Source organism: Streptomyces sp. NPDC050549 (genome assembly GCF_040655035.1).
Lineage (GTDB): Bacteria > Actinomycetota > Actinomycetes > Streptomycetales > Streptomycetaceae > Streptomyces.
The window spans coordinates 1-12,986 of record NZ_JBFAJD010000023.1; the positions used below are offsets into that span (position 1 = coordinate 1).

At 66.9% G+C, this 12,986-nt stretch carries 14 protein-coding genes and 3 pseudogenes; 10 read left to right on the forward strand and 7 right to left on the reverse strand.

Going from position 1 to position 12,986, the window contains the following annotated elements:
* Positions 1-91 precede the first annotated feature (91 nt).
* The 3 genes from AB0I51_RS29220 to AB0I51_RS29230 all read right to left on the reverse strand — a co-directional run bounded on the left by AB0I51_RS29220 (position 92) and on the right by AB0I51_RS29230 (position 2,092).
* Entirely contained in the window at positions 92-721 is a 630-nt protein-coding gene (locus tag AB0I51_RS29220) for a hypothetical protein (protein ID WP_362980147.1), read from the reverse strand.
* A 6-nt stretch (positions 722-727) separates the two neighbouring features.
* On the reverse strand, positions 728-1,186 hold the full coding sequence (locus AB0I51_RS29225) for a hypothetical protein (RefSeq protein ID WP_362980374.1): 459 nt from the start codon (positions 1,184-1,186) through the stop codon (positions 728-730).
* 78 nt (positions 1,187-1,264) lie between these two features.
* Entirely contained in the window at positions 1,265-2,092 is an 828-nt protein-coding gene (locus AB0I51_RS29230; RefSeq protein WP_362980149.1) for a glycoside hydrolase domain-containing protein, read from the reverse strand.
* Between the two features lie 409 nt (positions 2,093-2,501).
* Between AB0I51_RS29230 and AB0I51_RS29235 the strand changes: the two genes are divergently transcribed.
* Complete coding sequence (locus AB0I51_RS29235) at positions 2,502-2,858, forward strand: hypothetical protein (RefSeq protein WP_362980151.1); 357 nt, start codon at positions 2,502-2,504, stop codon at positions 2,856-2,858.
* A 36-nt stretch (positions 2,859-2,894) separates the two neighbouring features.
* Here AB0I51_RS29235 and AB0I51_RS29240 read toward each other — a convergent pair whose 3' ends face one another.
* Both AB0I51_RS29240 and AB0I51_RS29245 read right to left on the reverse strand, forming a co-directional pair.
* Positions 2,895-4,661 (reverse strand): insulinase family protein, encoded by a 1,767-nt coding sequence (locus tag AB0I51_RS29240; RefSeq protein ID WP_362980153.1) that lies wholly within the window; start codon positions 4,659-4,661, stop codon positions 2,895-2,897.
* Positions 4,658-5,614, reverse strand: coding sequence for a hypothetical protein (locus tag AB0I51_RS29245; RefSeq protein WP_362980155.1), 957 nt, complete (start codon positions 5,612-5,614; stop codon positions 4,658-4,660). Before AB0I51_RS29245 ends, AB0I51_RS29240 begins: the two co-directional genes overlap by 4 nt.
* A gap of 199 nt (positions 5,615-5,813) precedes the next feature.
* Between AB0I51_RS29245 and AB0I51_RS29250 the strand changes: the two genes are divergently transcribed.
* The gene (locus AB0I51_RS29250; RefSeq protein WP_362980157.1) at positions 5,814-6,257 is read left to right on the forward strand and encodes a hypothetical protein; all 444 of its coding nucleotides are present in this window, start codon (positions 5,814-5,816) and stop codon (positions 6,255-6,257) included.
* On the opposite strand, the gene AB0I51_RS29255 is transcribed toward AB0I51_RS29250, so the two are convergent.
* Positions 6,247-6,687 carry an ATP-binding protein gene (locus tag AB0I51_RS29255; RefSeq protein WP_362980159.1) on the reverse strand — a complete coding sequence of 147 codons (441 nt, stop codon included), beginning with the start codon at positions 6,685-6,687 and terminating at the stop codon, positions 6,247-6,249. The two genes, AB0I51_RS29250 and AB0I51_RS29255, sit on opposite strands and share 11 nt — an antisense overlap.
* A 176-nt stretch (positions 6,688-6,863) precedes the next feature.
* On the opposite strand from AB0I51_RS29255, the gene AB0I51_RS29260 reads away from it, so the two are divergent.
* The 8 genes and pseudogenes from AB0I51_RS29260 to AB0I51_RS29295 all read left to right on the forward strand — a co-directional run bounded on the left by AB0I51_RS29260 (position 6,864) and on the right by AB0I51_RS29295 (position 12,424).
* Positions 6,864-7,700 carry a helix-turn-helix transcriptional regulator gene (locus AB0I51_RS29260; RefSeq protein WP_362980161.1) on the forward strand — a complete coding sequence of 279 codons (837 nt, stop codon included), beginning with the start codon at positions 6,864-6,866 and terminating at the stop codon, positions 7,698-7,700.
* Positions 7,701-7,708: 8 nt separating this feature from the next.
* The gene (locus AB0I51_RS29265; protein WP_362980163.1) at positions 7,709-7,897 is read left to right on the forward strand and encodes a DUF397 domain-containing protein; all 189 of its coding nucleotides are present in this window, start codon (positions 7,709-7,711) and stop codon (positions 7,895-7,897) included.
* A gap of 58 nt (positions 7,898-7,955) precedes the next feature.
* Complete coding sequence (locus AB0I51_RS29270; protein WP_362980376.1) at positions 7,956-8,186, forward strand: DUF397 domain-containing protein; 231 nt, start codon at positions 7,956-7,958, stop codon at positions 8,184-8,186.
* A 41-nt stretch (positions 8,187-8,227) separates the two neighbouring features.
* Positions 8,228-8,365, forward strand: a pseudogene (locus AB0I51_RS29275) (transcription termination/antitermination protein NusG); the annotation flags it as partial.
* 446 nt (positions 8,366-8,811) lie between these two features.
* Positions 8,812-8,956, forward strand: a pseudogene (locus AB0I51_RS29280) (IS256 family transposase); the annotation flags it as partial.
* A 1,067-nt stretch (positions 8,957-10,023) separates the two neighbouring features.
* Positions 10,024-10,353: pseudogene (locus AB0I51_RS29285) on the forward strand (DUF6193 family natural product biosynthesis protein); the annotation flags it as partial.
* 397 nt (positions 10,354-10,750) lie between these two features.
* Positions 10,751-11,329 carry a suppressor of fused domain protein gene (locus AB0I51_RS29290; RefSeq protein WP_362980165.1) on the forward strand — a complete coding sequence of 193 codons (579 nt, stop codon included), beginning with the start codon at positions 10,751-10,753 and terminating at the stop codon, positions 11,327-11,329.
* A 480-nt stretch (positions 11,330-11,809) separates the two neighbouring features.
* Positions 11,810-12,424 carry a hypothetical protein gene (locus AB0I51_RS29295; RefSeq protein ID WP_362980167.1) on the forward strand — a complete coding sequence of 205 codons (615 nt, stop codon included), beginning with the start codon at positions 11,810-11,812 and terminating at the stop codon, positions 12,422-12,424.
* A 174-nt stretch (positions 12,425-12,598) separates the two neighbouring features.
* Here the strand turns inward: AB0I51_RS29295 and AB0I51_RS29300 are convergent, their stop codons facing one another.
* On the reverse strand, positions 12,599-12,856 hold the full coding sequence (locus tag AB0I51_RS29300) for a hypothetical protein (RefSeq protein ID WP_362980169.1): 258 nt from the start codon (positions 12,854-12,856) through the stop codon (positions 12,599-12,601).
* Positions 12,857-12,986: the final 130 nt, after the last annotated feature.

Here is a 12,986-nt window from a genome sequence, read left to right on the forward strand (position 1 = left end):
CACTCGGACAGGGTGTCGGACACGCGCCGCCCGGCACAGCATCGGCACGGCGCGTCACATCACAACAGGGCCAACGTTGCTTGATGCGGCACTAGTTCCGCGCGTCCACCGCTCGTTCCACGGCCGCGGCGACTTCCTCGCGGAGACTGTCGCCCGTGGGTACCCAGGACACGTTCGTGGCGGTCTTGTCCGCGCTGCCGCTGCCGCCCCCCACGAGTACGAAGCCGACTTTCGTGTAGCGCCCTGTCGTCTCCTGCGCCGCCTTCACCTCGACGCCGCCCACCGCGAGGACGACCTCGCAGGAGCTCTGGAGCATGGCGTTGAGGAAGGGGCGCGCGTTCGCGGTGCTCTGTTCGCCGGTCACCGAGGAGTAGCTCACGCGCGTGTGCGTCCTGAGTGAGGCGTCCTGCATGCCCCGCCAGACCGTGGCGGCGGTGCTGCCGTTGATGCCCTGGTGGTCGGTGAGCAGGCAGGCGTCGGTGTCGGTGTAGTGCCGGGCCCGGGTGGCGGGGATCGGCGGGCGGCTGTCGTGCCTGGAGAGGACGATTCCGGTCACGATCACCGCGAGGACGACGGCGAGCGCCGCCGCGATCATGGCGATGGTGCGACCGCCGAGCGCGCGCAGCCCGGCAATCATGGCCTGCCCCACGCGCGTGAGCCGTCCCTGTCTCTCCGCCGGGACCGGACGCGCCTGCGTGACCTGCCGGACCTGCTTGCTCATGTACCGCTACTCCTCGGCCCGTTCGACCACCGGGTCGCCTGTGAGATCGACGACCGAGTCACCCGCCGCGCGGTCGATCGCGAGGCCCTCCGCGCGGTCGGCCACCGAGGCATCTGTCCGGGTGGCCGCAAGGTCCGCCAGGTCCCCCGCCCGCCGGGGCCACGCCCGCCACGCGTGCGCCGAGGCGCCCGCCATGGCCAGCGTGATCAGGACCAGGTCCACGCCGAACAACGCGCCGTGCGTGTCGACCGGCGTCAGCGCGAGTTCGGTGATCCAGGCCGCGAGGACCGCGGTGAACCCGGCGAAGGCCAGCCAGTCGGCGCGGGTGCGACGCCGCAGGGCGAGGACGAGGGACGGGACGGGACACAGCAGGCCCAGGCTGACGACCGGCAGCGCGGCGAAGCCCGCGCGCACGGCCGGCGTCCGCAGCACCGGCGCGGCAGACGCCCTGAGCACCCTCAACATCCTCATCGCCCTCACCCCTCGCCCTTCGGCCACCAGGCCTTCAGCACCCGGCGCTCAACAGGTTCTCCGTGCTTCCGCTCAGCCGGTGATGGCCACCGGCGCGTCCCAGGCGTCGCGGTCCACGGTGATCGTGTAACCGCCGTGGGTCTCCTTGCTGTTGACCAGGTACTGGTGGGCGCGGCTGTGGTTGGTGAACTGGGTGGAGCCCCACGGCCAGTCCGAGGTCGTCGTGTTGACCTTGTCCCACAGCGCGTACCAGAGGTTGCCCGGCAGGTCCGTCTTGTCGGTCGCGGTCGCGATGGCCTTGGCGCTGGAGCTGGAGAAGCCGTAGAGGCCGGTGCGGTAGATCTTGGCGTGCAGTTCCTTGTCGAAGGCGCGCACGTAGGTCAGCACGGCGTTGTTGCAGGATGTGTTCGTGATGTCGTACGACTCCATGTCCAGGTAGATCGGGCTGCCGGCCTTCATACCGAGCGCCGAGGCCTTGGCCACCGCGTCGTCCGCCTCGCTCTTGCCGACGGAAGCGGCGGTGGAGGCGCTGATCTTGACCGAGCCGCCGGAGCCGCAGGACGGCTGGGAGCCGACGTAGAGCGGGATGAACTTCCAGCCGACCGTGCTGAGGGACTTGACCCAGGAGGCGGTGAGGTTGGGCTGGCTGCAGCCGCGGTTCTTGCCGCCGATGTAGACGGCTGCGCCGCCGTAGAAGCCGTCCGTGTGCCAGGCCTTCATCGCGGCCAGGGAGGGCGCGGCGCAGGTGTCGAAGGCGCGGCCCGTGTAGGTCTTCTGCGCGGGCCAGGTGGTGGCGGCCATCGAGGTCTGCGCGGCGATACCGCCCCCGGCGACGACGGCGGCACCCGCGACGCCCCAAGCGATGTATCTGCGCTTCTTCGACTGCCGGTGCTCGGACACGAAAAACCCCACCCCTGTTCATGACAAGCGGACGTGTACGACGTCCACCGGAAAATTGTCGGCCCCTCGGGGCCCCGGAAGCTGCGCGGATCCGGCGCGGCGACGCCGTAGGACTACGGTCGTACGGCCCTGGTACGGAACTGTCCGTGCGCGCGCGGGACTTGGGACCCCAGCGAATCGCACGATAATCGACGGTGTCCTTGCCCTGGAAAACGGATCCTCTCGATCGCCACAAAATTCCCTCACGACACGGCAAAAACTCCCGTCCCGGGGAACGCGGATCGGACAAACGCCGTACCAGTGCGCGGACGTGTCGGGCGTCCGCCGGGTCGCGGGACGGTTCAGATGACCGTTCGTCCCCCGGGCAGCCGCCCGTGCCATAACCTTGGCCAGACCTTGGGGGGTTGACATGGCAAAACGGCTGGAAGCCGGCTGGGGACAGCGAATCGCCTGGGTGTTCCTCGCCTGGGGGTCGTGCGGCCTCCTGATGTGGGTGCCCTTCCTGTACGCGGCGATCCGCCGCGGGCGGGGTTCGGACTGGGGCCTCTTCGCGTCCTTCGTGCTCTACGAGTGCGTCACCCTGCCGTGGGCGGCGTCCGGCGGCAGCTCCAGCGGCGACCCGTTCCTCGGTCTGGCGGTCGTGCTGACCATGCTGATGGCCGCAGGACTGCTGCTGTTCGGGATGTTCGACACCCCGCCCCCGAAGCAGCAGCTGTACATGGGCATGCCGGTGCCCCCGCAGCAGGGGAACCCGTACCTGCGGTAGATCCCGGACCTCCTGTAGGTCACGCTCTCCGGTGGGTCACGCCCGCCGGGTGCGCCGCAGGATCCGTACCGCGGGCCAGACGATCAGTCCGGTGACGGCCCACAGGAAGCCCGCGAGGCCGAGCCATTCGCCGGTGCTGCTGCCGGGGTCGTGGCCGAAGACCGTCGTCGCGAGCGCGACGAAGGCGAACAGCCCGCCCAGGAGGAAGAGGACGACGAGCGCGGCGGTCTGCCCGCCAGTGCGCCGGGTCGGCGCCGCGCCGCCACTCTCGGCAGTCGGCGCCGGTGCGGGTGCGTCCGCGCGCGGGGCGCTCTGCCGCGGCGGCAACTGCACGCGCGCGTGCGGCGGTACGGCCGCGTCGAGGACCGCCATCGTGTGCGCGTCGACTCCGTAGAGTCCCGGTTCTACGGTGACGGCGAGACCGTCGGTGCCGATGAGCCGCCGGCCGCCGTCGGGCCAGCTGAGCACGGCGGCGCAGGAACGGTACGGCACGGTCACCGCGAGGTCGCTCCCGTCGCGCCCGCGCACGGTCACGCTGACCCCGTCGTCCCCGACCACCAGCGCGGACCCGTCCTTGGCCACCGCCTCGAAGCGCCGCCCGGTGACGGCGTACGTCGACCGGACCGGCGCCTCCGCGTACCCCGCCCAGCTCGCGCTGTGTCCCGAGGGCACCTGCAACAGCGCGGTCCCGGCGGCCTCCAGGGCCACCGCGTGCAGATGACCGGGCGTCACCGACCACAACTCGTGCCGCAGTTCGTCGAGACCGCGCGGCGGCCGTCCGACGAGCAGGTCCTCCGCCGCACCCGGCAGCCGTCGTACGGCCGCGTCGGCCGCCGTGAGTCCCGCGTCGGCACGCGTGCGTACGGCGTCCAGGTCGGCCTGCGCGACCCGGCCGGCCTGGAGCGCGGCGAGGACGTCGACGAAGCCCCCGAGCACCGCGTCCTGTTTGGCGGGCAGGGAGTCCGCGAAGGCGGTGAGGAGGGCGTGGCCGTCGCGGCGGGAGGCGTAGTCGGTGGCGGCGGTGTAGGAGTTGCCGTCCTCCTGACGCAGAGCGCGGGAGAGTTCGCGTTCCAGGACACCGGCGTAGAGGCGGGCGGCGGTGGTGTCGGTGACGACGGCGTCGAGCAGGACTCCGCCCTGGCCGTCGGCGAAGTGGGCGGGTGTGGTGGGGAGCGCGGAGGTGACGGCGGGGAGGGGGTGGCGGGCGCCCGGGGGCAGCTTGAGCGTGAGTCCGGCGGGGAACCGCTCGCCGGCGATCCACAGCACGGCGTTGCCGCCGGTGAACCAGGTCTGCGTCCAGTGCCGTACGTCCTCCGGCCGCAGGTTCCTGACCCCCCACTCGGGGTAGCTGACGAGGCCGTACCCCTGCGCACCGTAGCGCCACAGCGGGAGTTGACCGGGCTCACGGCGGGACTCCTCCGTCCGCAGGATCTCCTTCTCCGTCTCCAGGCGCTCCATGGGGAGGTCGGCGAGGGAGGCGCAGACGCCGTGGAGGTAGTCGACGATCTCGTGTTCGGCGCCCTCCACGTGGAAGTGGGTGAAGGCGGCCTTGGTCGCGCCGTTGTAGTGGTAGTCGGCGAGGCCGTGGCGGTACAGGGCGAGATGTTCGACGAGGTGGGTGACGCCGGCCCGGGCGAGGGTCTCGTCGGCGGTGCCGACGCGGAAGACGAGACCGGCACGGAGCGGGCCGGGGGCGTAGGCGAAGAGGGTGGGTATGCCGTCGACTTCGGTGAGGTGGATAGTCGCGGCGTTGGCGTTGGCGGACTGACCGCCCTGGGAGGCCTGGTGGTCCTGGGGGTTCATCTTCGGCCTCTCAAGGCGGTGTCGCGGTGCTGGACGTACTGCTCGGCGGGCTTGCCGAGGTAATCCCACGGATAGTCGGAGGCGAGGTTGCCGAGGGCGCGGAAGTGCGCGGCGGCCTGCGCGGTGTCGCCGATCAGCGAGAACAGCGCGGCGAAACTCCCCTGGACGGTGACCCAGCCGTACGGCCGCGCGAACTGCGGGTGGAACACGGAGCGTTGGGCGGCCTCAACGAGTTCGGCGTGCACGTGGGGCTGCCGGAGGTACTCGGTGCGCTTGTCGTCGGCGCCGAGGTCGAGCCAGTGCTCGATGTGCGCCTCGGCGACGAGCCCGCCGTTCAACGCGCCTTCGGGAGAGGTCAGTAGACACTCGCGCGCGAACCCGTGGGCCTCCTCCCAGGTGCCGCCCCACTTGGGGCAGAGCTTCTGGAGGAGGCGGGCCTGGCCTGTGAAGTGGTGGGGGTGGTAGCGGGCGAGCCGGTTGTACCGGCGCCGGCTCTCGTTCTGTCCGAGCGACAGCCCGCGGGCGGTGTTGAGACGGGCGGCCCAGGCGGCGTCGTAGGAAGGGTCCAAAGCCGTTGCCCGGATGAGGAGTTGCTCCGCCTCCCTCAGGTGTTCGTGGAACGCCTTGAACTGCTCGCGGCTGACGTTCTTGGCCCGCGCGCCGGTCCGTATCTCCCACCCGGCCTCGATGAGCCTGGTCCCGAGCACGGTGAGTGCGAGAACGTCGTGCGGTACGGCGGCGAGTTGCTGCCGCAGCGCGTGCTCGAAACCGTCGTCCTCGGCCAACACCCCGACGACGAAGGCCCGGTCGGTACCGGGCGGCAGGCTGTCGTGGTACTGCCGGATCGCGGCCCAGTCGGCCGCGGCGGCGGCCTGACGCAACCAGGTGACCTCCGGGAAGGCGGAGGCGAGTTCGAAGTCGGGGCCGGGATCGGCTCCGGGGGCGGATGACATGCGGCGGATACTAAGCGAGGCCTGTGACATTGCGGATGGCGGGGAATCCGCAGGTCAGACATGGGGTGAGCGTGGGTTTGACTTGACCTTTGCCCTACCTTCCGTCCAACTCCCGTTCATCGGAAGCTCATAGCGTCCGCACCTTTCTGTACTCACATCTGTACTCACATCTGTACTTACGTCTCCCAGGAGTCCCGTCATGTCCCTGAACGCCCGCCGCAACCGCCAACTACTCGAAGCGGCAACCCCGTTGCTCCTCCAGGGCGAAGTCGTCGAGTTCACTTCCCTGGCCGCCATCGGCTCGGTGTCCGTCCGCAGGCAGGCCCTGACGGCGGCTGTGGTGGGGGTGTTGAGCGCGGGAACGGTGATGGCCACGGTCACTCCACGCCCGTTGTACATACTCCTGACCGACCAGAGAGTGCTGTTCTTCGACGGCAACAGGGGTGGAAAGCCAGGCAAGTTGGTGCTGAACCTGCCGCGCCCGTACGTCTCGGCGGGCGGTTCGAAGAAGGCGTTCCTGGGGTTGCAGTTCACCACGAGGCTGTCGGTGGCGGGGCAGGAGCAGGGGCTGAAGGTGACGTTTCCGGTGCAGCACCGGGGGGACGGGCCGCGGTTCGTGGGGGCGTTGCCGGTCACACGGTGAGGAGCTCACACCAGACGTATTTGCCGCGAGTGCCGTGCCGGGCCGAGGGCTGCCAGCCCCAGAGATCGGCACAGGCTCGGACGAGCGCGAGCCCTCGTCCACCCTCGGAGTCTGTAGTCAGCTCCAACGGTCGTGACGGAGGCGGGGGTTCGGGATCTGCATCCCAGGCCCCGATCCGCAGCACCCCCGCCTCCCACCGGACGCGCAGGTCGGCGGGGCCTTTCGTATGCCGTACGGCATTGGAGACCAGCTCGGCGGCGAGGAGTTCGGCGGTGTCGACGTGGCCGATGAGTCCGTGAACGGCGAGGATGAGGCGGAGGGTGCGGCGGCTTACGGTGACGGCTCGGGGGTCATTGGGGATGGAGAGGGAGTACTCCCAGGGGGCGGGGGCGATGGGTTCGATCTCGGGCTCGGTGTCGGTTTCGGGCATGGGTCAACTCCGTTCAGGTGAAGGGGAGTTCGCGCGGTGGCTCTGCCACGGCCGTCACGGCATGACGGGGTGGTGCACTTCCGCAGCGTGTGCGTTGCATCACCGACGGTAGACCTTAGATTTAAGAAACAGCAAGCCGATCGCGTAATCTGCCCCCGAACGAGGAGGAGCAGTCGATGGCGACCAAGCGCGAACCGACCGCACGTCAGATGCGGCTGGCAGTCGAACTGCGCAGACTCCGCGAGGCGGCGGACCTGAGTGCTCGCGAGGCAGCGGCGCTGCTGGGCGTGAACTCCGTCCAGATCAGCCAGATCGAGTCCGGCACGTCGGGCGTGAGCGAGAAGCGGCTGCGCCAACTGGCCGCGCACTACGCCTGCACGGACGAGGAGTTCATCGACGCGCTGGTCGAGATGGCCACCGATCGGACGCGGGGGTGGTGGGAGGAGTACCGGGGGCTACTGCCCACGTCGTTCCTGGACCTGTCGGAGCTGGAGCACCACGCCCGGTTTCAACACCACGTGACGATCCTGTACGTACCGGGCCTCCTGCAGACAGAGGACTACGCCCGTGCCGTCTTCTCGTCCCGACTCCCCGAACTCACCAGCGATGAACTTGAGTCGCGTGTCCAGCACCGTCTGGCCCGCCAGAGGAGCACCATTCCGTACGAAGCGGTGATCCACGAGGCGGCACTTCGGATCAGGGTCAGCAACCGGGCCACGTCGAGGGCTCAACTCACCCGACTTCTACAGGCTTCCGAAGCGGACCACATCACCTTGCGAGTCATCCCCTTCGACATGGACGACTTCGACAAAGCCTCCAGCACGATGACGTACCTGGGCGGCACCGTGCCCAAACTGGACACAGTGCTGCGCGACGCCCCGCACGGCTCATTGCTCATCGATTCCGAGGCTCAGCTCAGCACCTACCGAACGCGGTTCCGTATGGTGGAGGCCTCATCACTCGAACCCGCGCAGTCACGCGAGTTCATCCACAATCTGGCGAAGGAGCTGTAGGGCACTCCATGGACAACTGGCGGAAGTCGTCCTACTCGGGCGAGGGAGACGGCAACGAGTGCGTGGAGATCGCGAACTCTCCCACGTACACACACGTGTTGGTACGCGACTCCAAGGCGCCGGCCCGGGCCATACTCACCTTCCCCTGCGATGCCTTCTACGCTTTCATCGAGACTCTCAAGACGGACACTGTGTAGGGGCGCGTCACTCGAACCCGAACGATCACATGACTTCGTCCGCGCACTGACTCAGGAGCTGAGAGGCACCCCTACGGACAACTGGCGGAAGTCGTCCCACTCGGGCGCGGGTGACGGCAACGAGTGCGTGGAGATCGCGAACTCCCCCACCCATACACACGTGTCCGTACGCGACTCGAAGGTGCCAGCCAGCGCCATGCTCACGTTCGCCGCAGGAACCTTCGCCACGTTCATAGAGACGGCCAAGGCAGACATGACCCACTCGCACACCGCGATGCGCGCGAGCTGAGAGCTAGGAGCGGCGCCACCGTGCCGAACCCAGATATCGCCGTCGGTGCCGCTGCTACCGTCACTGACGGCCCGTTCGCAACACTTCGTGCGACGGTCACAGAGATCGACGCCCCGGCACAAAACATCAAGGGTGTAATCGAACTGTTCGGCCGCCACTCCCCGGTCGAACTCACCTTCACCGGCACACCGAACGAACTACGAGTGACAGCAGTGCAGGACCGCTCGCAGATCATCGCCACGCACAAGGACGCCACCCGCCGCTTCGGGGTCGTAGGACGCATCACCTCCGGCAAAGACACAGGACGCTACATCCGGGTCGACGGAATGGACGCCCTCGACGAGCCCGCTGCCGAGCACACGGAATCGGCGGGAGTGATGATTCGCGTCGCCGACGACCCCGGCATGCAGATCAACTGTGTCGGCGAATGGGTGGAGGACCGGGCAGGCGTGGAGGAGTCGTTCAGGCTCGATCACCGCCAAGTCGACTGGGACCATTGAAGTTGAACGAGTGCTGACGGGCGGCTGGCCAGGTCTGCTGCCGATCCGCCAGGATCTGCGCGTGACGGGAGCACAAAGAGGACCCGGTGGCCTTGTTGCGCGAACTCGACGATCCCGAGTGGCTGGAGTGGCCCAAGGCCGTCGCGAAGATCACCAACGACGCCGAGAAACTGCTCGCTCCAGGGCTTCCCCGCCGAGCACCAGATCCACCTGGGAACCACCAACCCCATTGAGTCCACGTTCTCCACGGTCAAGCTGCGCACCAAGGTGGGGCGATCACCGGAGCACACCTGGCGCCCCTGGTCCGTCCTGGTGCCAGGATTGAGAATGAGGTCCTGGTCGAGCGCCAGGAGCAGGCCGCTTGAGCGAGGGAATGAGGTCCAGAATCTGGCCTTCTCCCCTCACTGCGAGTGAGCTGTCCAGTCGACAGGTCTCGACCATTCCTCTCCATCCCGTGACCGAAACAAGGTAATCAGACATGGTTCCTCGGATAGGCGACGAAGTGATCGTCTCCTGTGAGCTGGCAACCGCTCGGGTGGTCGAGGTGGATCGCTACATCACTCTGGAATGGCCGTGGGGAACGATCGATAGTTCCTCGAATTTCCGATGGAACGGGCAAGTCGCCCTCCCGCACGGTGATTCCCAGCAGGAATGGAGTCCATATCATCTCGAACCGGTAGGTTCCGTCCTCCACGCCGGAGGCTTTTGTACCGTATCCATCCCGTCGACCCGACTCTACGTGGGGCACTACGAGGCGTACGACCCTCCACACAACCTCGGCTGGGCTCCGGCGCCCACCGCAACAATCTATGTCGTCCCGCCGGAGAGGATGAACGTGGACATGGAGGACGCGGGGTGGATGCTCTACCTGGGGGGAGCTGAGCCCGTTCACGTGGAACCGGTCACTTACTGAGCCGGAAAACACTCGGTTCCAGCACAACCCGGACCAACATCACGCAGTCCGGGAAACGACTCAAGCCTTTCAGTTCATCCACGAGTCTTGACTATTACTCGCACTGGAGTGGATCCGGCAGGCCGAGCAGGACTCGCCGAAGCCCACGAAAGGCTTCGCCGGCTTCCTCTACCAGGACCTCGGCGCAGCGACTGCCAGCCTGACCTAGCCCTGGAGTTCAGGAGTCATCGAAGGACTCGTAAACCGCGTGAAGACGCTCAAGCGGGCCATGCATGGCCGAGCCTCGTTCCGACTCCTCCGGATACGCATCCTCACCCGGCCATGGTCTTCATGGTCAGAGCACCGGTTTCAGGCAACAGCCGCGACACTGCGGGTTGTCGAGGCTCGTTGGTAGTCCCTACGACTCAGCTGGCAGTGGAGGCATGCGGTGCATCAGGTCCGTATGCCTGGGCGTCCATATCCAGACATCGTTCCGCTGCTGGAGGCTGCCGCCGCTGAACCACGACTCCGACGGCTGTACCCGTTCACCAGCCACTTCGCCCTGCTCTTCAGAAACTCCACCTGCTACCCCTGGACTGTGCAGGCCGGATCGATCGAGCCCCTGCACAACGGATGGTTCAAGGTTCGCCAACGCAGTCCTTTCGCCGTGATCGGCGAAGTCGAGACCGCCGAAGAGGCTGTGACCTTCGTGCTTGATCTCCTGCACACCGGCCCCGAGCCCATCATCACCGCCTCCGCGGACGAATCCATGTGACGGTGTGTGGCCACACCTATCGATATCAGCACCACGCGGCCTCTACGCGCGACCTTTCGCAGCAGAGCGGCCAGAGTCGCGAACTCCGCTCCACCAGCTACCAGTAGGTACCCGGCCCGGGTGCCAGGTTGTGTGACGCGGCGGACGATCGCGAGCCGGGTGACGCCACTTCGCCAGTCGCTGTCGGCCGTCGTCGAACTTGATCAGTGCGGCTCTTCGCCAGTGCCCCAGAAGGGACCCACCCTGCAAAAGCGTGACACTTCTCCATCGAGTGTCACACTTCTATGCCTCAGCCAACTGGAGCCAAGGGATGCCCCGTTGCGAGTCAGACACGATCAAGGCCTACAACTCCACGAGCGGTCGAGGTCGGTCGACCACGGTCTGGAATGATCACGTGGTGAGTGATGCGAGACTACTGGCCGCGGATGCCGTTGAGTCACACGTACGGGCATTCTTCACGGGGCACGCGGTGGAGGTCGTCAACTACGACCTCGGCCCGGAACGGCGAGAGGCAGTACCCGATCTACGAGTTCTCGTTGTGGAGCCCGGCCCCCGCAGCGACAACTGGGCCTATGTGACCGCCGGATGCTGGGCATCGTTGGAGGAGCGCGGTCACGGACTCGAGTTCGTCATGACGGCGCACGTCCGCGACGAACGGTTCATCGAACTCATGGCGATGATTGCCTTCTACCACTGCGGAGGGCATCGACTCGCCCTGGAACACAGCATGCCGATCGGCGAACCGTGGGTACCGGGTTCGACCTGCGACCACCTTCTGATCAGCCTGCCGTACCTCCACGGCCCCGACCTCGAACACTGCCCCCTGCCCGGCGGAGACGCCCGCATCCTGTGGACGCTGCCGGTGACCACAGCCGAGATCGAGTTCCGCCGACATCACGGGCACGAGGCGCTGGAACAGCTCTTTGACGAGGCACAGATCATCCCCACCGATCCCTTCCGAGCGTCGGTCGCCTGACCCGCGCGCTGGTCGCCATGCCCTCGACCGCCGAGGCCGCGAACGCGCGCTGCAGTCTCCGCCGTCGTGCTCCGCGCGCTTGAAGCCTTGTTCGACCTGGGGACCGTCCTCGCGGGAGCGGGTTCGCCAACACGCCGGCCCGTCAGGGCAGGCCGCCGGCAGCCGACGAACACTCCACTCGTCCCCCGGAAAACAGCAGCTCCAGCTATCAAAGAATCGAAACCGCAACCCACACCTTCAAGTGGATTGGCGACAGGACACGCGGTCGACACCCGTGCACACGTGCTGAGCTGGCCCCGCGCAAGATCGCCCAACCCCCAGCTCGAACCCCAGAAAGGGGACACCTGTGCGCCACAAGGGACGGGTCAGGACATGGGTCGCCGCCGCAGCCGCTGCCACCGCACTCTTCGTGTCACCGACCTCGACGGCCAGCGCCGACGCCCAGGCTCCGCAGGCCGGCCGCTACCTGAATCTGCACCAGTGCGTATACATGGCTTCCCAAGTCGTCGACTACTTCACCACCGTGGTACCGAACCGCGATGGCCGCTTCACGACCGCACGAACGCCTCCAACACCGCCGAGACGAGCCGCTCCTGCGGCGCCGGTGACGGAAACTTCAAACCGTCGTCCACGTGGGCAGGCGTCCAATCGCTCGACCTCAGCGCCGGCCGCTATCTGAACCTGCACCAGTGCGTCTACTACTCCGACGCCCAGCACGACCACATCACAACGGTCGCAAACGTCGGGGCCCCCGAGTTCGCCGCGCACTCGAACGTGTCCAACACCCCCGACACAACCCCCAACTGTGGCCCGGGACAAGGCCAGTACCACCTCATCCCCCTGCTGTCCGACGTCAAGGCCCTCGATCTCAGCGCCGGGCGTTACGTCAACCTCCAGCAGTGCGTCTACTACTACGGCCAAAGCCCCTTCAACGACCACTTCACCACGGTGGTCCCCACGACCCGCGACGGCCGTTCCGCCACCGGCACCAAGGTCTCCAACACGGCCGACACCACCCCGACCTGTGGCACAGGCGACGGCAACTTCACCCTCATCCCGCTCCTCTCGGGCACGAAGGCTCTCTCCCGGACCTGACGCACATCCCGACCCGGCCCGCACCGGGAGCCATCCCACCCCGGTGCGGCCGATCAGGCATGGCAGGTCATCTCGAACTGTCCTTCGTCCACCACAGTCGACTTCGAGCTGATCCACATATTCCGAGCAAGTGGATTACCACTGCGAAACACCCCCGCTCGGAAGGAGTCGATTTTATGACTCCCCGAGATTTCCAGCCCACCGCCTCAGGTGTTCGGCAATCGCCGGCTCACCTTTCGAGACGTTTTCCGCGATACGCAACAGCATCGCACACAGCTCCGGCTCATCCGATTGGGGAATCTCCCGTAGATGTTCTCCCATTACCTGTTGAACCTTCACGGCAAAGCTCGGATCCACCTCATCGGATTCAGCCGCGTCGAGCATCTCGACACAACTGACCATGGCCAAGATGATCGGATCAAGATTCACCACGATGCCACCCTTACCTCAACGGTCGAGACACCAGCTTCGTTTCACCGAAGCACCTACAGCTGTCACCGCCTCGGTCGAAAGATTTCACCCAAACCGCTTCGATGTGAATCCTCGCAATACGATCGACAAG